This is a genomic window from Hymenobacter rubidus, assembly GCF_016734815.1.
Taxonomy (GTDB): Bacteria; Bacteroidota; Bacteroidia; order Cytophagales; family Hymenobacteraceae; genus Hymenobacter; species Hymenobacter rubidus.
This window is the reverse complement of sequence record NZ_JAERQF010000017.1, coordinates 67,823-84,731: the sequence shown is the minus strand read 5'-3', so window position 1 is coordinate 84,731 and position 16,909 is coordinate 67,823. Positions and strand designations below refer to the sequence as shown.

Here is a 16,909-nt window from a genome sequence, read left to right as displayed (position 1 = left end):
GCCACCACGCGCCCTTGCATGAAAATAACACTCACTACAAAGCTGTTTGCCGGGTTTGTGCTGCTGCTGGCGCTGTTCGCAGTCATTGTGCTGTTTTATTACCAACTGGCGGGCCAGGTGCTGCGAAACGCACAACGGGTGGAGGAATCGCAGAAAGTGTCGAACCGCGCGGCCAACCTGCTGCGCAACATCATTGACATGGAAACCGGCTTTCGGGGCTACCTCCTCATCGGCAATGAGCAGACGTTGGAACCGTATTACGACGGCGAACGACAGCTAATAGGCCGCTTTGCCGAGTTGCGTGGCCTGGTAATGGACTCGCCCGACCAGGTAAAGCTGGTGGACCAGGCTCAGCGCCTCTTCCAGCAGTGGTCGGGATACAGCCATTTGATGGTGGCCGAAAAACGGGAAGTTCGCCGCCGTAACCTGCACCAAAGCGGGCTGGAAGGGCTAGCGCACCGCTCCCTCACCGAAGGGCTGACCGGCAAGCAGGTGATGGACAACATCCGGGAGCGGCTGGCCGCTTTTGAGCAGCGAGAAGCCCTCACGCGCAAGCAGCTGCGTCAGCAACTGGACTCCAGCATTGCGCGGGCCGAGTGGCTGTCGGCGGGCTTGGCGGTGGCCGCGCTGGTGTTGGGGCTGCTGTGGGCCGTGTACATTGTGCGGCTGTTCAGCAAACGCCTGCGCAACATGCTGGACCTGGCCCGGCGCATGGCCGACGGCGACTATAATAGCCAAATTGTAGACACCGCACAGGACGAAGTAAGCGAACTCACGGCGGCCCTGAACGTGATGGCGCGCACCGTAGGCGCCAACATCAACCAGCTGGAAAACCGCAACCAGGAACTCGACCAGTTCGCCTACGTGGTGTCGCACGATTTGAAGGCCCCGTTGCGGGGCATCGAAAGCGCATCGCGCTGGATTGAGGAAGACATGGGCAAGGACCAGCTGCCGCCCCACATCCAGGAGTTTCTGGGGTTGATGCGCCAACGGGTGCACCGCATGGAAAAGCTCATCACCGGCATTCTGGACCTGGCCCGCATCGGGCGCACGGCACAGGCCGACGAAACGGTGTTCGTGCGCACGCTGCTGCGCGAAATCATCGATACCCTTAATCCACCGCCCGGCTTTAAGGTAGAGTTGCCGTTTTTTCTGCCCACCCTCACCACCAATGCGGTGCAGCTCCAGCAGGTATTCACCAACCTCATCAGCAACGCGTTGAAGTACCACGACCACCCCGAATCGGGCACCGTGCACATCAGCTGCGACGACGCGGGCGAATTTTACTTGTTTTCAGTGGCCGACGATGGGCCGGGCATTGCGCCGGAGTACCACGACCGTATTTTTGTCATCTTTCAGACCCTTACGGAGCGGGATACTTTTGAAAGCACGGGGGTAGGGTTGGCCATTGTGAAGAAAATAGTGGAGCGCCAGGGCGGCCGAATCGGAGTCAAATCAGCGGAAGGTCAGGGCGCTAAGTTTATTTTTACCTGGCCCAAGCACCCGCCCAAAGTCAAAAATGCTGTTGCAACTGTAGCCGCCGCGCCCAATTCTACCGTATTAACCCCTATCCGATAACAGCCGCAAGCTGTTTCTTGCGGGCATATTCCCGCTGTTGACCATTGCTTAGCCTATGTCCGCCGACCATCCCACGCCCAGCATCCTGCTCGTGGAAGACGACCAGATGGACGTCATGAACGTGCAGCGCGAGTTGCGCCGCCAGAACATCAACGTACCCCTCATTCATGCCCGCAACGGCCGCGATGCGCTCAAAATGCTGCGCGGCGAAGGCGATGAACCAAAAATTGCTAAGCCCAGCCTAGTCATGCTCGACATCAACATGCCCCGCATGAATGGCTTGGAACTGCTGGAAACACTGCGCGGCGACCCCGAATTTGCAAGCCTAAATGTGTTCATCATGACCACCTCCGACCTCGAATCGGACCGCCTGAAAGCCCAGCAACTGGCCGTTAGTGGCTATATCATCAAGCCACTCAGCTTCGATACTTTTGGGGAGGGTGGCACTAGCGTTGACGGCTTCAGCCTGTTTCTGGACCTGCTGAAGCTGAAAGACTAACGAATGCCCTGTGCCTTTAGGCGCTGCTACAGCAGGCGGAAACCCATTCGATGGTGAGGGCTGGGGCCATGCGTACGGATGGCATCGCGGTGGCGCTGCGTGGGATAACCAGCGTTTTGCTCCCAGCCGTAATCCGGAAATTCAGCGGCCAAGGCCAGCATGTGTTCGTCGCGGAATGTTTTGGCCAGAATGGAGGCTGCCGCAATGTTGCGGTACAGCGCATCGCCGCCAATGATGCAGGAGTGTGTGTAGCCCACTAAAGGCCGAAACCGATTACCATCAACCAGTAAGTGGCCGGGCACGACGCCCAATGCCGCTACGGCGCGGTGCATGGCCAAGTAGCTCGCCTGCGCAATATTCAGGCTGCTGATTTCCTCGACCGACGCCTGCCCCACGGCCCAGGCCACAGCCTCCGCACATATTTCGGGACGCAACGCCTCGCGCCGTTTGGCAGTGAGCTGCTTGGAGTCGTTGAGAAAGCGCGGGTTAAAATCGGGCGGCAGAATGACGGCCGCTGCGAACACAGGGCCGGCTAGGCAGCCGCGCCCGGCTTCGTCCAGGCCCGCTTCAAGGGCATGGCCCGAATAATTGGCAGTTAACACGTAGCGGTAAAAATGAACACGGGGCAGTTATCAGCGGGCTTTGCGCTTTCGCGGCCAAAGCTACTCACTGATAACTGCCCCCTGCTACTGGGTTTTTAGTGGCGGCCGGCGGTGCTGCCTTCGTCGGGGGTGCCGGTTTCGCCGCGGCGCTGCCCTTGGCTGTCGCGGGGACCTTCGTCGATTTCGTCGTCTTCATCGGTCGTCACGTACTCGTTGGTGACGGGTCCGAGGCCATTGGTTGTCTGCGCGAGGTCGGCTTCGGCCTGGGCGTGCTTGAGGTTGAACAGGGGGTCGTGCTCTTCCGGGGTGGCGTTTTGCTTGGACTTGGAATTGGGCTGAGCCATGTGACAGGGGCCGGCCGGGATATGGGCAGCCGGTTCCTGCTGGTACGGCCGCGCCGTGCTTTGGGTTGAAGGCAGAACAACGCGTTTCTGTTACATAGATTGCGGCTTTGCCAAGAGCTGGGCACACAAAAAAGGCCGCCGCACAAGTGCGACGGCCTTAAAGTGGCGGGTCCGGCTTAGAGGTGTCTACCCCACCTTTTCAGCCAGAGCGCCGCCGCACGAGAGGTCCTTCCTTTCCACATTTCCAGCCCGTGCGGGGGTACTTATGGCTCAAAGATACAAGATTTGCGGAGCGTTACGCAATTGTTTTTGGACTAATTGCCCATTTTCGACGCCCAACGCGGCAGTTGGCACGGCGAATGACGCAATATAGCCTATAAACGATGTCTGAGGCTGGCAGCCAGCGTGTAATTTTATCAAAAATTTATTCCTGCTTTTTTCAATACCCCTATCATTTTTTAGCATGCTGCATTCCGCTGCTCCCGATGTTGACGAAACCCACAACCCCTGGCAAACCCTGAGCTCGGAGGTGAAGTACCACAACCCCTGGATTTCGGTGCGCGAAGACCAGGTGCTGAACCCTGGCGGCGGTCGGGGCATTTATGGCGTGGTGACGATGAAAAACAAAGCCCTGGGCATTGTCCCCATCGATGACGAGGGCAACACCTGGCTGGTGGGGCAATACCGCTACCCGCTGAACGAGTACAGCTGGGAAATTCCGATGGGCGGTGGCCTGGTGGAACTGGACATTCTGGAATCGGCCCAGCGCGAGCTGAAGGAAGAAACCGGCCTATTGGCGGCCCGCTGGACGCGCATTGCCCGCCTGCACACCTCCAACTCCGTAACCGACGAGGAAGGCTTCGTCTTTCTGGCCGAGGAACTGACCCAGGGTGAACTGGAACCCGAAGAAACGGAAGACCTGCGCATCTGGAAGCTGCCGCTGGCCGAGGCCATTCGCATGGTGATGGACGACCGGATTACGGACGGCGTGAGCGTAGCGGGCCTGCTGAAGGCGGAGAAGGTGCTGGCGGCAAGAAGTAAAAGTTGATAGCGAAAAGTTAAAAATTGACTGGGTGGGCGTTGGCGCAAATCGGTTTTCAACTTTTCACCGGCAACTTTTAACTTCTTTACCTTTGCCCGTATGCGTCACTTGCTTCGATATATCGGCCAGCGCCTCTACACTACCTGGGCGGTGTTCTGGTTCATCGTGCCGTTTGTGCTCACTTACCCGCTTCAATGGTTTTTCAGCCGGCGGCCCGATGGCGGCGGGGTGGTGCACGCGCTGAACCGGTTCTGGTCGACGCTCTCGATTGTGATGTGGGGCATGCCCGTGGAAGTAGTGCGCGAAAGTGAGGAGCCCGCGCCGCAGCCGTGCGTGTACGTGGCCAACCACGGCTCTTACGTCGACATCATGCTGCTGTTCAAATACATTCCGGGCTTTCTGAACATGATGGGCAAAGCTTCGCTGGCTAAAACGCCGGTGTGGGGGCCGATTTTCGGACGCGTCTACATTACCGTGGACCGGGCCAGCGCCGTGAGCCGGGGCCGGGCAGCGGTGGCGGCGCGGCGCGGTCTGTTAGCGGGCAAGAGCATTGCCATTTTCGCCGAAGGCCGGATTTCGCCCGCCCCCGGCAAGGAGTTGCTGCCGCTGCTAGACGGCGCCTTTCAGCTGGCCATCGAGGCCGGTGTGCCGCTGGTGCCCGTGGGCATGCCCCTGAACCACATGTTTATGCCCGATGTGGCCGGCAGCCTGCGGGTGCGCTACCACCGCCTCAAAATTGTTTTTCACCGCCCCATTCCCACTGCGGGCCTCACCGTTGCCGACATTCCGGCCCTGAAAGAACGGGTGGCGGCCCTGCTGGCCGGCGATTTTTTGCCCGAAGGTGCCATGAAGCCCGGCCCTAGCACCTGGCGTGACCCGGCCAGCCTGCCAGTTGCACAAGAGCCGCAACCTGCCAATTCATAATTTATAATTCAACACTCATAATTAGCATGAGCACCGACCTAGGTACCCTGCGCGGCTTGGCCCACCTGGCCCGCTTAGAATTTGACGAAACCCGCGAGCAGCAGATGCTCGGCGACCTGAACAACATACTCGATTTCGTGGCTCAGCTGGAAGGGCTCGATACGACGGGCGTGGAGCCGCTGGTGCACCTCTCACAGGAAATCAACGTGCTGCGCGACGACGAGGCCCGCAACACCGTGAGCCACCAGGACGGCCTGCGCAATGCCCCGCGCAAGGATTCGGACTACTTCCGGGTGCCCAAAGTGCTGGAATAATTTGGTGACGCCGCAACTTTCGACCCCACGCCCGACCACCCGGCCCAACTGGCTGCTGCTCCTGGCAGCGCTGGCGGTGGGGCTGGCCGGTTTCTACTACTTTACGGGTGAAGCCAGTACGCTCCCCCTGCGGGAAGTGCCGCACCTGAAAGCCATTCCGCTGACCTTGGACAGCGTGGCCGCTGGGCCGGTGCAACTGCCGGTGCAGGCCAGCGGATTCATCGTGACCCTGACCCATGACGTGGCTGGGCCGTTTACGCAGCCGCTGGCCGCCGGGCTATTTCTGGGCCTGCTGGCGGTGGTGCTGGCGGGCTGGGTGGCCGTGGCGAGCACGCTGGACAGGCTGCCCTTTGTGGCGGGCATGATACCCGTTATTTTCTTCCTGCTGTCGCTGAATACGGAGGCGCTGGGCGTATTTCAGACCAACGAACGGTATTTTCTGTACCTGATGCTGGCCCTGATTGGCGGCGGTGGTTTTGTGCTGCACGCTTTTTTTGAGAACCTGACGCTGGGCTGGCGGGCCGTGATTATGGGCGTGCTGGTGGCGGTGCTGAGCGGCTTGCTCTTCGGCCAAAGCCTGCCAGTTTCCGAAACCCTGCTTCAGTTGGCGGCCTATGCTACGCCCGGCGGCGCGGTGTTGGTGGCGCTGCTGGTGTTGTGGGTAGGGGTGGAGAATATTCGCGCCTTGTTGTGGTTCAATACCCAAGCGGAGCAGCCCAGCGGACGTTTCGGCTTGCTGCCGTTCGTGGCGGCGGCGGGGCTCTATTCGGGCGTGCTGCTGCTGTTTGTCTGGAACAATGACAGCCTGGAGCTGTGGCCGGGCCTGAGCCTCGACCCGCTGGTGCTATTGGTGCCAGCCGTGGTGGCCGGCTGGCTGGGCCTGCGTCTGCGCGCGGCCAGCTACGGCGACTGGGTGCCCTACCGGGAGGCAGCCGTGCTGTATCCGCTGCTGGTGATGGGAGCGGGGGGCGCGCTGGCCTATGCTTTTGCTACGGCCAATACGCCTTTGCTGGTGGCGGCCCGCAGCTTTACGGGCACGGCGCTGGCATTCACGGGCAGCGCGTTTTTGCTTTATGTGCTCATTAATTTTCTGCCGCTCATTCAGCGGCGGCTGCGGGTGTACCGGGTGGTATTTGAGCCGCGCCGGATGCCGTTTTATCCGGTGTATATTCTGGCCATAGGCGGCATTCTGGTGCTGCAGTCGCGCCTGTCCTTCCCGCTGCCCGACCAAGTGATGGCCGGGCAGTACAATAACCTCGGCGACCTAGCCCGCCAGCAAAGCGAAGCCAACCCGGACGACCTCAGCCTGGCCGGCCTGGCCGAGCGCTACTACGCTGAAAGCGGAGACGTGCTGTATCGGGCCAACCTGCACGCCGAGTTTGGCCGGGCAGCCCTGTACCGTTTCCGGCAGCAGCGCCAGAACGAAATCAATTCCCTGCGCCGGGCCCTGTTGCGCGGCCCCAGCGAGAAAGTGTCGCTGCGCCTGGCTTCGCTTTATAACGAGCCCACCGACCTGTTTGAAGGCCTCGATATTCTTCGGCTGGGCCTGAAGGCTACGCCCCGCAGCGCTGCCCTGACCGGAGATTTGGCCCAATTGTTTACCAAAACTGACTTAGCGGATTCCGTGGCCCTTTACCTGGACCGGACCGAGCAGCTGGCCCCCGGCAGCTACGCCAGCCGTACCAATCAGCTGGGCTTTTTGCTCAGTCAGAACCTGCTGGCAGCGGCGCAAAAGTTAGGCAGCAACACGACCGTGAAAACCACCGAGCCCGCGCTGCTGAGCAATATTACCCTGCTTCAGTTACGCGGTGTGGCCCCGGCTGCGAGCTTGCCTACAGTCTCCGGTACCGGCCCGCTTGTGCTGGATGCCGCCAGCTTTGCCCAGCTCTACCACGAAGTTTTACTGGCCGTAACGCGCCATCCGGCCGAGTTGACGCCGGCCGTGTTTGCCCGCCTCAACCAGCTCAGCGGCCAGCAGGCCAATGCTGATTATTACGAGCAGCTTCTATTTCTGCAGGCCTTGGCTCGGCACGCGGTAGGGCAGGAGCAGGTGGCACGGCAGCTGCTGGCGCCGCTAGCGGCCGGCACGTCGGGCACGGCCTCCTACTACCAGCAACTGCTGGGCCTGTGGCAGCTCCAGCAAGGGCAGTACGCCACGGCCGCTTCCCAATTGGCCCTTGCTGCTGCACACGGAGCTACCCAAGCTCCCGAAATGCGGGTGTATGCGCTGGCCCTGAGTGGCCAGGCAGACTCGGCCCAGGTTGCGACGGCTCGGTTGTTGGCTTCGACCGATACGGCACAGCGAAAGCAGGGACGGCAGGCGCAACAGCTGCTGGCCGGCGAGCAGATAGTTCCCGGCACGAAGCGTGCGCATGCAGGCGACGACTGGCTGGCCCAGGCCCAACAGGCCGAACAGCAAAACAAAGCCGCTGCTGCCGACAAAAGCTACCAGCGCATTGTGCGCGAAGCCCCGTTCAACGAAGCGGCGGTGCTGGCTGCCGGCCGTTTCTACACGCGCCGGGGCGATAACACAACGGCCTACGCTGCCCTACGGGCGGGCCTGGACGAAAACCCACAGTCGCCGCAGCTGTTGCGGGCCTACGTGCTGGCAGCGGCCGATGCCGGCCTGACCGACTACGCCGCCGACGCTTTGGCCCAGCTGCGCCAGCAGCTTGCCCCAGCGGCTTATGCTACATTAGCGGCCGAGTACGCCGCTCGTCAGGCAGCCCGCCAGTCGGCTGCGGCGTCCTTCTCTGGGGCGCCGGCTCCTTCTTCTCTGCACTAAGTATTTGCCCCATGAATCCGAACGTTATTGAAACCACCGACATCGCCAAAAATTACGTCATGGGCACGGAGGTCATTCACGCCCTGCGCTCGGTCAGCATCCAGATTCCGCGGGGCGAGTACGTCGCATTTATGGGGCCGTCGGGTTCGGGCAAATCCACGCTGATGAACATTGTGGGCTGCCTCGACACGCCTTCGAAAGGCCAGTACATCCTCAACGGCCAGGACGTGAGCCGCATGAGCGACAACCAGCTGGCCGAAGTACGCAACAAGGAAATCGGCTTCGTTTTCCAGAGCTTCAACCTCTTGCCCCGCGCCTCCGCCCTCGATAACGTGGCCCTGCCGCTCATTTACGCCGGCCTGAGCAAGCGCGAGCGCAACGAGCGCGCCCTGGAAAGCCTGCGCTCAGTGGGCCTCGCCGACCGCGCCTCGCACCGCCCCAACGAGCTCAGCGGGGGCCAGCGTCAGCGCGTGGCCATTGCCCGCGCCCTCGTGAACAACCCCAGCGTGCTGCTGGCCGACGAACCCACCGGCGCCCTGGATTCCAAAACCAGCCACGAAATCATGGATTTGTTCGAGGCACTGTATTCCAAAGGCAACACCATCATCATGGTGACGCACGAAGAAGACATTGCCCGCTATGCCCACCGCATTGTGCGCCTGCGCGACGGATTAGTAGAATCCGATGAGGTGAACCACGACGTGATGAAGCATGCCGTGACCGGCCATTAAATAAATGAATGGTGTAACGACACAACGAACGTCATGCTGAGCGCAGCCGAAGCATCTCTCCCGCATAACTAATCCAATCAAAAGGTATTTAGTATTGCCCGCGAGATGCTTCGACTGCGCTCAGCATGACGTTCTTAGAAATCTAGTTCCTAGCCAATGAAAATCTACACCAAAACCGGCGACAAGGGCCTGACCTCACTCATTGGCGGCACGCGGGTGCCCAAAAGCAGCCTGCGCATCGAATGTTACGGCACGGTGGATGAGCTGAACGCCCACATCGGGCTGGTGCGCGACCAGGACGTGAACGCCTCCCGGCGGCCCATGCTCAAAGAAGTTCAGGACCGACTCTTCACCATCGGCTCGGCTCTGGCGGCCGACCCTGAGAAGTCGAAGATGAAGCTGCCCGACCTGCATGCCGCCGACGTCACCTTGCTGGAAGACGAAATGGACCGGCTGAACGCCGATTTGCCGGAGCTGCGCGCCTTCATTTTGCCGGGCGGGCACCCCGCCGTGAGCCACGCCCACGTAGCGCGTTGCGTGTGCCGCCGCGCCGAGCGCCTAGTCATCCACCTGGCCGAAGACTCGTTCGTGGCAGAATTAGTCGGCGTGTATTTGAACCGACTTTCCGACTATCTGTTTGTGCTGAGCCGGGCCATGGCCCACGACTTGGGCGTAGAAGAGGTAACCTGGCAGGCTCGCCTGTGAGTTGAATAGCCAATATCTACGTTTGAGCAGCCGGCCTTGGCAAAGGCATTTTGCTATTATTTTAGGTAGATTCCTGCCATCGGTGCCTGCGTTTTATTGCCTCACCACCCTCTAATCTCCAAACTCCCACCCACTCTTCACCCTGAATCTGACTCCTATGATTGACATCCTCCCGATTCAAATCCAGCCGACGGCGGCTTCGCGGCTGGCCGAAGTCGACTTCGACCACCTCGAATTTGGCAAGGCGTTTTCCGACCACATGTTTTCGGTGGACTACCGCGACGGCGAGTGGCAGAATGCGCAAATCGTACCCTACGGCGACATGGCGGTGAGTCCGGCAAATTCGGCCCTGCACTACGGCCAGGCTATTTTTGAGGGGATGAAGGCCTACCGCCAGGCCGACGGCGGCGTGGCATTGTTCCGTCCCCTCGACAACTGGGCGCGCCTCAACTCTTCGGCCGAGCGCATGTGCATGCCCACCATTTCGGAGGAGTTATTCATGCAGGGGCTGACGGAGCTCATTCGCCTCGACGAAAAATGGGTGCCCAGTGCGCCGGGCTATTCGCTCTACATCCGGCCGTTTATGTTCGCCACCGATGGCTTTATCGGTGTGCGGCCTTCGGATTCGTACCGGTTCATGATTTTTACCTGCCCGGTGGGCCTTTATTTCAACAAGCCCCTGCGGGTGCGCTTCGAGCAGAAATATGTGCGCTCGGCCGAGGGTGGCGCGGGCTATGCCAAGAACGCCGGCAACTACGGCGCCGCCATGTATCCCACCAAACTGGCCCAGAATGAAGGATACAACCAGCTCATCTGGACCGATGCCTCGGAGCACCAGTACGTGGAAGAATCGGGCACGATGAATGCCATTTTCGTGATTGATGGCCGCGTGGTGACCCCGGCCCTGAGCACCAGCATCCTCGACGGCGTGACGCGCCGCAGCGTGCTGGCCCTGGCCCGCGACATGGGCCTGACCGTGGAAGAGCGCCGCGTGAGCAGCCGCGAAGTGATGGAGGCCCAAGCCGCCGGCAAGCTCAACGAAGCGTTTGGCGTGGGTACGGCGGCTACCATCGCACCCATTGCCACCATCGGCTACCAGGGCCGCGACTACGACCTGCCCGCTACGGATGCTTCGGCCTTCTCGCGCCGCGTAGCAGCCGCGCTGGACGCTATTCGGACCGGCGAAGGCGCCGACATTCACGACTGGATGGTGCGGGTATAATGCTCGCTAGAACGTCATGCAGAGCGTAGCGAAGCATCTCGCGTGTGGTAGCAATTATTTTTCAACGATTAAATCACTACTGCACGCGAGATGCTTCGCTACGCTCTGCATGACGTTTCAGCAGAAAAGCCGCTTCAATCCGAAGCGGCTTTTCTTTTTTGTCCCACCTTTGTAGCCGCAAGCGTTTCCCACCCCCTCATTCCGCCACACCGCTACTCTCATGACCGTTTCCCTGAAAACCGTTACCCTCAACGACACGCACCGCCAACTAGGTGCTAAAATGGTGCCCTTTGCCGGCTACGACATGCCGGTGCGCTACTCTTCTGACCTGGACGAGCACCACACCGTACGACGCGCGGTGGGCATTTTCGATGTGTCCCACATGGGCGAGTTTCGGTTGCGGGGCCCGCAGGCGCTGGACCTGATTCAGCGCGTGACCAGCAACGACGCCAGCAAGCTCACCGACGGCAAAGCCCAGTATTCCTGCCTGCCCAACCATGACGGTGGCATTGTGGACGACCTACTGGTGTACAAGCTGGCCGATGAAGACTACCTGCTGGTTGTCAACGCCTCTAACATCGAAAAAGACTGGAACTGGATTCAGCACCACAACACGCAGGGCGTGGAGATGGAAGATATATCGGACCGCACCAGTCTTTTCGCCGTGCAGGGCCCGAAGGCAACGGCCGCACTCCAAACGCTCACCGACGTGGATTTGAGCAGCATTCCCTACTACTCGTTTGTGCAGGGGACCTTTGCAGGCGCGCCCGATGTCATTATTTCGGCCACGGGCTACACCGGCGCGGGCGGCTTTGAGTTGTACATCCCAAACGAAAGCGCGGCCGAAGTTTGGGAGAAAGTGATGCTGGCCGGGCAGCCCTACGGCATCAAGCCCATTGGCCTGGGCGCCCGCGACACCTTGCGCCTGGAAATGGGTTACTGCCTCTACGGCAACGACATCGACGATACCACTTCGCCCCTGGAAGCAGGCTTGGGCTGGATTACCAAGTTCACGAAGGAGTTCACCAACTCCGAAAACCTTAAGAAGCAGAAAGAAGCCGGCGTGAGCAAAAAGCTGGTGGGCTTCGTGATGGACGGCCCCGGCATTCCGCGCGGCCACTACGAATTGGTCGACGCCAACGGCCAGAAAATCGGGGACGTGACCAGCGGCACGCAGTCGCCCTCGCTCAGCAAAGGCATTGGCCTGGGCTACGTAAAAACCGAGTTTGCCGCGCCCGGAACCCAGATTTTCGTGCAAATTCGGGGCAAGAACCTGCCGGCCACGGTGAGCAAGCTGCCGCTTACCAAAGGCACGGAAGAGTAGGGTAGTTGTCAGTTGGTCGTTGTCGGTTGTCAGGTCGTTCTGGAAGCTGACACCAGACCCCAACAACTGACAACGACCAACTGACAACTAAAACCAATGCCCAAACTAGATATTTGCTTCTCCCCGGAGCTGCTGCCGCTCTATGACTTACGCGGCCAGGTGGCCGTCATCGTGGATATTCTGCGGGCTTCCAGCACCATTGTTACAGCACTGGGAGAGGGTGTGACCCACGTTTTTCCGGTGGCTTCGCTGGAAGAATGCACGGCCTACGGACTACAGCACGGCTGCCTTACCGCCGCCGAGCGCGACGGCATCCAGGCCGCTGGCGTCGACCTGGGCAACTCGCCCTTTGGCTTTCTGGATGCTGCCCGGCCTGTGCGCGGCCGGGCGCTCACCATCAGCACCACGAATGGCACGACGGCCCTGCGCCGCTCACTGGCCGCCGCCGAAATAGTGGTAGGGGCCTTTTTGAACCTGGAAGCAGTGGCCGATTTTGCCCGCCACCAGCAGCGCGATGTGCTGGTGGTGTGTGCCGGCTGGAAGGGCCAGTTTTGCCTGGAGGATACCGTGTTTGGCGGCGCACTGGCCGAACGGCTGGCCGAGGACTTCGACGTGCGCAGCTCCGACGCTACCCTGGCCGCGCTGCATCTGTGGCAACAGGGCAAAGCCGATTTATCGGCCTACCTGCTGCAGTCTTCGCACGTGCGCCGGCTCAATTCGTTGGAAGCCAGCCAGGACTTTGAATTTTGCCTGCAAATGGATACCTACGCATCGGTTTTGCCTATTTGGCGCGATGACCGGCTGGTTAGGAATTGACCGTCTGTCATGCTGAGCGCAGTGAAGCACCTTATCACGTCCGAGCGACTAATACGGGCGTGATAAGGTGCTTCACTGCGCTCAGCATGACAGACAATTTGTATAACAAATATCCTTACCTCAGCTTCTCATTATCCTGATGCCGCTGGCTGTCGCGCTGAGTCTTTTTGGCTAGGTTGCGAGTAAGCGCGTCGGTGAGGTCAACGCCGGTTTGGTTGGCCAGGCAGATAACCACGAACAGGACATCGGCCAACTCATCACCCAGTTCCCGGCCTTTATCGGATTCCTTAAAGGACTGCTCGCCGTACTGCCGGGCGATGAGGCGGGCCACTTCGCCCACTTCTTCGGTGAGGATGGCCATGTTGGTCAGTTCGCTGAAATAGCGGACGCCGGTGGTCGTTATCCACGTATCAACGGTTTTTTGGGCTTCTTCGATGGTCATTTTGGGGAGCGAATAACGAGGATAATCAGGCTGGCGAATCCAGCACAATGGTCACCGGGCCGTCATTGAGCAGGCTCACCTGCATGTCGGCGCCGAAGATGCCAGTGGGCACGGGCCGGCCCAACTCGGCGGCTACTAGTGCTACGAATTGCTGGTAAAGCGGCTCCGCCACGGCGGGTGGCGCGGCCCCAATGTAGCTGGGACGGTTTCCTTTGCGCGCGTCGGCCAGCAGGGTAAACTGGCTCACTATCAGGACCTCCCCGCCGACATCGACTACGCTGCGGTTCATCTGGCCATTTTCATCATTGAAGATGCGCAGCTGCACCAGCTTGCGGCACATCCAAGCGAGCGAGGCGGTAGCATCGGTGGGCGCAAAGCCGGCCAGCACCAGCAAGCCCGGCCCAATGCGACCGGTCAACTGGCCTTCGACGGTCACCTGGGCTTCGCGGACGCGCTGAATAACAAGACGCATAAAAAAGGGAGGGGTAGGAAATAAGGCCAGGAGCAAACAGACCAGTTATTGGCTCAGTGGTGCCGACCTTCGCGCCGGCTCACACCAAATACCTTCATGCCTTCACCTGCCGCTGCAAATAACGCCTCCAGCTCAGCTAGTCGCACGCTCTGGCTGCTGCTTGCGCTGTTGGTAGTGGCCGGCCTGCGGCTGTGGCGGCTACCCGAAGCTGGGCCAGCCGACTACGATTCGGTGCGTAACTGGCAGGTAGTTCAGGAGTTGGCGCAGGGCAATTTTGCGCGCCTGTTCCACCACGGCAGTCCGGGCTTTCTGCTGCTGTACACGCCGGTGGCAGCGCTAACACACCAATTCCTGGTGTTTCAAGCCATCAACGCGGTACTGGGGCTGGCGGGGCTGGGATGGTTTGCGGCCTGGGTAAGCTGGCAGGCGGCGCTACGTGGCCCCGAGGCGGCGGGGCTGGTGCTGCTGGGTGGCACGTCGCTGCTACTCACGTTTTCGGGGCGCGATTTTACCATGAGCTCGCCCAGCCTGGTGCTGGCGGCGGGGCTGCTGCAAAGTCACTTTGCGCGGCTGCAACGGCCAAGCAGTAGGGCGGCCTTGCGGGTGGCGGCCTGGCTGGCCGTGGGGCTGTGCTTCAACTACAAATTTCTGTTTGCGGTGCCCATTCTGACGGTGCTGGAAATGTGCCGGGCCGACGGCTTGTGGCAGCAGCGTGGCCTAGGGGCGCGGGTGCTGCTGGTGCTGGCCGCGCCCTACGTGCTGTTTGGCACACTGGGCGTAGCAGTGGGCCTGCCGTGGTACCGGTGGCCGGGGTTCTACGTGCGCACCGTGGTGCCACCGGCGGCCAATGTGGCTGGCCGGCAAGCCACGCTGCACCTCGATTTGCTCTACTACGTGCGTTACCTGCTGGATTTCGAATCGCCGCTGCTGCTGCTGGGGCTAGCGACAGCGGGGTGGTTGGGGTGGCGGCAGTGGCGCGGCTGGCGGCAATGGCGGTTGCAACCCGTGGCATTGCTGCCCTATCTGCTGGCATGGGCCGGCTGCCTGCTGGCGGGCATGTCGCTGCTCATTAAAGCGCCGCGTGGATTGCTGTTTGCCTATTTACCGCTGGCGGCGCTGGCCGTGCTGAGCGGGCGCCGCCTGCTGCCCGGCTGGGCACTCACGGCATTGATACTGGCAGCCGTGGGCCAGAACATGTATCGGATTCAGCGGCAGCTATTCGCCCCACTGCCTGCGCGGTATCCGCAAGTGGCAGCCTGGCTCCGGCAGCACGAGGCCACCCAGGTAGCCAGCACCGTGGGCCTGAGCCTTTCACCTTATCTGGCTAAAAACCAGGTGCTAACCGTCATTACCGACGAGCAGCAGCTAGCCGCGCTGCGCCGTCAGGGCTGCCAATACGTGCTATTGGACGGCTACTGGCAAGTGGCGGGCGTGGCGCACTTCGACTCGTTGCGCCGCCAGGTGCCGGTGGCGGCGTGGCCCAACCCGCAGTTGCAGCAGCCGCTGCTGTTTCTGGAGCACTCCGAATACACAGGTTTGGATTATGCCCAAACCCTGGCCGCTAGCCGGGCCGCGGTGGCCGACTCGCTGCCGCTGCGTCTGTACCGGTTGCAGTAGGCGGCCAGGTTTACTGCGCTGTAGCCGGCAGCTTGTTCACGTCAATGGCCGGAATGTTGGCCTTATATGCACGATTGATGGCCGTAATAAAGGCGTTGGCCAGCAGGCCATTGCCGCGCGGTGTGAGGGTATAGTAGTCGAGTGAATAAAAGTTTCCGCGCACCGGCTCCGACGAATACTGCACGCCATTGACGAAAATAACCCCCGCCACCTGGTTGAAAAGCACGTCATCAAGGCTAACGGTTCGGCTACCGGAATTAGGGTCGACTATTGCCACTTTATACTTGAGCGCCAAATCATTAAGTGCATTGTTGTAACTGTTGATGGCTCCGGTGATACGGACCATTTCGGTCGCATTTTCGAGCACATCGGCGTTGCGCAGGGGATTTAGGGCGTGACGGCCGTAGGGGAGCATTCGCACGCTGCCGCCTACAGTCACCGCCGTGAGCTGACCCACGCGGGGCAGTGCCGTGGCCAGAATGTAGTCGGAATCGGTAATGTGCCGGGCGGCAGCCCCTCCGAAAGGGTCTTCGAAATAAATCCGGGCGGTATCGCCAAAAGAGGCTTGCAGACGGGCTTCCACCACGTTGCCTTTGCCCAAGCCCACCAGCGGCAGCGCCGTGATGCTGGGCAAACGGGCAATGATGCCGGGCCGGCCCCCGGCCGCCAGCACGGCCAGCAGTTTGTCGGCATTATTACGCAGCAGGTTGCCAAACGTCAGGGAACCAGGCACCGTCCCGCAAGTACCGCCGCTGCGCACGTAGGGCAGAAAATCGTCAAGGCCCTGAAAGAACGTGAAGAAGGTAGCTGAACTGACCGCAGTGGTCACCGTTTGCAAGTACGTGCGGCTGTCGGCGGCCGGTAGCAGGCGCTCGAAATAGGGATTGAAGGCAATGCCGGGGCGAGCGTTGGCTTCATTGCCGAGGCCCGCGGTTTCTATCTGGCTCAGCAGCAGGCCAGGTACGCCCAGGTTTTGGGGCAGCGCCGCAGCGGTGGCGCTGCGCGTGAGCAGACGCAGGGTGTCGGGGCCGCCGCAGGCCGACGGATTGATGACCGAACCGCGCACGGCTTGGCCAGCCACGCGCCGGGTGCGGGCGTAACCGGTCGTGGTAAAATCTGCCAGGTTGAAGTAGCCCGACCCGGAACCGGCTTCCAGAAGCGGCTGGGTGAACCCCGCGTTCGACGTAATGCTCTGGAACTGTTTGGCCAGCAAGTTCGGAAAGGAATATTCCTGGCCAAGGCGCGTAAGGCCACCTGCGCTCAAGCCGGCCGTGTAGCTGTCGCCCACCGCCACATACCTGGTGAGGTCGACGCCCGTGGTGGGTGTGGGCGTGTCTTGACCAGGCGCGCAGGCCGTGAGCAGCAATGCTACTGCACAGGCCACCACGCTGCCACCCCGGTGCCTGAAGTTCAAACCAGAAATCATCATCACGAAATTGGAATCAGCAAAAGTTGAGAAGAGGGGGCTGCGGCATGTTGGACTGCAAACCAT

At 60.8% G+C, this 16,909-nt stretch carries 17 protein-coding genes; 12 read left to right on the top strand and 5 right to left on the bottom strand.

The window, feature by feature from the left end:
* Window positions 1–18 precede the first annotated feature (18 nt).
* Entirely contained in the window at window positions 19–1,578 is a 1,560-nt protein-coding gene (locus tag JKL48_RS13115; protein ID WP_236668777.1) for a sensor histidine kinase, read from the top strand.
* Between the two features lie 55 nt (window positions 1,579–1,633).
* Complete coding sequence (locus JKL48_RS13110) at window positions 1,634–2,077, top strand: response regulator (protein ID WP_201983116.1); 444 nt, start codon at window positions 1,634–1,636, stop codon at window positions 2,075–2,077.
* Between the two features lie 26 nt (window positions 2,078–2,103).
* Here JKL48_RS13110 and JKL48_RS13105 read toward each other — a convergent pair whose 3' ends face one another.
* Together JKL48_RS13105 and JKL48_RS13100 are read right to left on the bottom strand one after the other, a co-directional pair.
* Window positions 2,104–2,679, bottom strand: coding sequence for a ribonuclease HII (locus JKL48_RS13105; protein ID WP_201983113.1), 576 nt, complete (start codon window positions 2,677–2,679; stop codon window positions 2,104–2,106).
* A 95-nt stretch (window positions 2,680–2,774) separates the two neighbouring features.
* Complete coding sequence (locus JKL48_RS13100) at window positions 2,775–3,023, bottom strand: hypothetical protein (protein ID WP_201983110.1); 249 nt, start codon at window positions 3,021–3,023, stop codon at window positions 2,775–2,777.
* Window positions 3,024–3,486: 463 nt separating this feature from the next.
* Between JKL48_RS13100 and JKL48_RS13095 the strand changes: the two genes are divergently transcribed.
* The 9 genes from JKL48_RS13095 (at window position 3,487) to JKL48_RS13055 (ending at window position 12,886) form a co-directional block, all read left to right on the top strand.
* Window positions 3,487–4,071, top strand: coding sequence for an NUDIX domain-containing protein (locus JKL48_RS13095; protein ID WP_201983108.1), 585 nt, complete (start codon window positions 3,487–3,489; stop codon window positions 4,069–4,071).
* 93 nt (window positions 4,072–4,164) lie between these two features.
* Complete coding sequence (locus JKL48_RS13090; RefSeq protein ID WP_201983106.1) at window positions 4,165–4,989, top strand: lysophospholipid acyltransferase family protein; 825 nt, start codon at window positions 4,165–4,167, stop codon at window positions 4,987–4,989.
* Window positions 4,990–5,015: 26 nt separating this feature from the next.
* A complete protein-coding gene (gatC, locus tag JKL48_RS13085) occupies window positions 5,016–5,303 on the top strand; it encodes an Asp-tRNA(Asn)/Glu-tRNA(Gln) amidotransferase subunit GatC (RefSeq protein WP_168671800.1) in 288 nt (95 codons plus the stop codon).
* Window positions 5,304–5,307: 4 nt separating this feature from the next.
* Window positions 5,308–8,088, top strand: a complete 2,781-nt coding sequence (locus JKL48_RS13080; protein ID WP_201983104.1) for a tetratricopeptide repeat protein — start codon at window positions 5,308–5,310, stop codon at window positions 8,086–8,088.
* Window positions 8,089–8,099: 11 nt separating this feature from the next.
* The gene (locus JKL48_RS13075; RefSeq protein ID WP_201983102.1) at window positions 8,100–8,819 is read left to right on the top strand and encodes an ABC transporter ATP-binding protein; all 720 of its coding nucleotides are present in this window, start codon (window positions 8,100–8,102) and stop codon (window positions 8,817–8,819) included.
* Between the two features lie 156 nt (window positions 8,820–8,975).
* Window positions 8,976–9,524, top strand: coding sequence for a cob(I)yrinic acid a,c-diamide adenosyltransferase (locus JKL48_RS13070; RefSeq protein ID WP_201983100.1), 549 nt, complete (start codon window positions 8,976–8,978; stop codon window positions 9,522–9,524).
* A gap of 157 nt (window positions 9,525–9,681) precedes the next feature.
* The gene (locus JKL48_RS13065) at window positions 9,682–10,746 is read left to right on the top strand and encodes a branched-chain amino acid aminotransferase (protein ID WP_201983098.1); all 1,065 of its coding nucleotides are present in this window, start codon (window positions 9,682–9,684) and stop codon (window positions 10,744–10,746) included.
* 220 nt (window positions 10,747–10,966) lie between these two features.
* Window positions 10,967–12,070, top strand: coding sequence for a glycine cleavage system aminomethyltransferase GcvT (gene gcvT, locus JKL48_RS13060; RefSeq protein ID WP_201983096.1), 1,104 nt, complete (start codon window positions 10,967–10,969; stop codon window positions 12,068–12,070).
* A 96-nt stretch (window positions 12,071–12,166) separates the two neighbouring features.
* Window positions 12,167–12,886, top strand: coding sequence for a 2-phosphosulfolactate phosphatase (locus tag JKL48_RS13055; RefSeq protein WP_201983094.1), 720 nt, complete (start codon window positions 12,167–12,169; stop codon window positions 12,884–12,886).
* Window positions 12,887–13,001: 115 nt separating this feature from the next.
* Here JKL48_RS13055 and JKL48_RS13050 read toward each other — a convergent pair whose 3' ends face one another.
* Both JKL48_RS13050 and dtd read right to left on the bottom strand, forming a co-directional pair.
* Window positions 13,002–13,328 carry a nucleotide pyrophosphohydrolase gene (locus JKL48_RS13050; protein ID WP_201983091.1) on the bottom strand — a complete coding sequence of 109 codons (327 nt, stop codon included), beginning with the start codon at window positions 13,326–13,328 and terminating at the stop codon, window positions 13,002–13,004.
* 25 nt (window positions 13,329–13,353) lie between these two features.
* Window positions 13,354–13,800: a D-aminoacyl-tRNA deacylase gene (dtd, locus tag JKL48_RS13045; protein WP_201983090.1), complete on the bottom strand. Its 447-nt coding sequence runs from the start codon at window positions 13,798–13,800 to the stop codon at window positions 13,354–13,356.
* A gap of 96 nt (window positions 13,801–13,896) precedes the next feature.
* On the opposite strand from dtd, the gene JKL48_RS13040 reads away from it, so the two are divergent.
* Entirely contained in the window at window positions 13,897–15,417 is a 1,521-nt protein-coding gene (locus tag JKL48_RS13040; protein ID WP_201983087.1) for a hypothetical protein, read from the top strand.
* Window positions 15,418–15,427: 10 nt separating this feature from the next.
* Here JKL48_RS13040 and JKL48_RS13035 read toward each other — a convergent pair whose 3' ends face one another.
* Complete coding sequence (locus JKL48_RS13035; RefSeq protein WP_201983085.1) at window positions 15,428–16,846, bottom strand: hypothetical protein; 1,419 nt, start codon at window positions 16,844–16,846, stop codon at window positions 15,428–15,430.
* Window positions 16,847–16,909: the final 63 nt, after the last annotated feature.

Coding starts and splice junctions, on each gene's coding strand:
- JKL48_RS13115 (WP_236668777.1), top strand. CDS start 19: ATGAAAATAACACTCACTACAAAGCTGTTTGCCGGGTTTGTGCTGCTG.
- JKL48_RS13110 (WP_201983116.1), top strand. CDS start 1,634: ATGTCCGCCGACCATCCCACGCCCAGCATCCTGCTCGTGGAAGACGAC.
- JKL48_RS13100 (WP_201983110.1), bottom strand. CDS start 3,023: ATGGCTCAGCCCAATTCCAAGTCCAAGCAAAACGCCACCCCGGAAGAG.
- JKL48_RS13095 (WP_201983108.1), top strand. CDS start 3,487: ATGCTGCATTCCGCTGCTCCCGATGTTGACGAAACCCACAACCCCTGG.
- JKL48_RS13090 (WP_201983106.1), top strand. CDS start 4,165: ATGCGTCACTTGCTTCGATATATCGGCCAGCGCCTCTACACTACCTGG.
- gatC (WP_168671800.1), top strand. CDS start 5,016: ATGAGCACCGACCTAGGTACCCTGCGCGGCTTGGCCCACCTGGCCCGC.
- JKL48_RS13075 (WP_201983102.1), top strand. CDS start 8,100: ATGAATCCGAACGTTATTGAAACCACCGACATCGCCAAAAATTACGTC.
- JKL48_RS13070 (WP_201983100.1), top strand. CDS start 8,976: ATGAAAATCTACACCAAAACCGGCGACAAGGGCCTGACCTCACTCATT.
- JKL48_RS13065 (WP_201983098.1), top strand. CDS start 9,682: ATGATTGACATCCTCCCGATTCAAATCCAGCCGACGGCGGCTTCGCGG.
- gcvT (WP_201983096.1), top strand. CDS start 10,967: ATGACCGTTTCCCTGAAAACCGTTACCCTCAACGACACGCACCGCCAA.
- JKL48_RS13055 (WP_201983094.1), top strand. CDS start 12,167: ATGCCCAAACTAGATATTTGCTTCTCCCCGGAGCTGCTGCCGCTCTAT.
- JKL48_RS13050 (WP_201983091.1), bottom strand. CDS start 13,328: ATGACCATCGAAGAAGCCCAAAAAACCGTTGATACGTGGATAACGACC.
- dtd (WP_201983090.1), bottom strand. CDS start 13,800: ATGCGTCTTGTTATTCAGCGCGTCCGCGAAGCCCAGGTGACCGTCGAA.
- JKL48_RS13040 (WP_201983087.1), top strand. CDS start 13,897: ATGCCTTCACCTGCCGCTGCAAATAACGCCTCCAGCTCAGCTAGTCGC.
- JKL48_RS13035 (WP_201983085.1), bottom strand. CDS start 16,846: ATGATGATTTCTGGTTTGAACTTCAGGCACCGGGGTGGCAGCGTGGTG.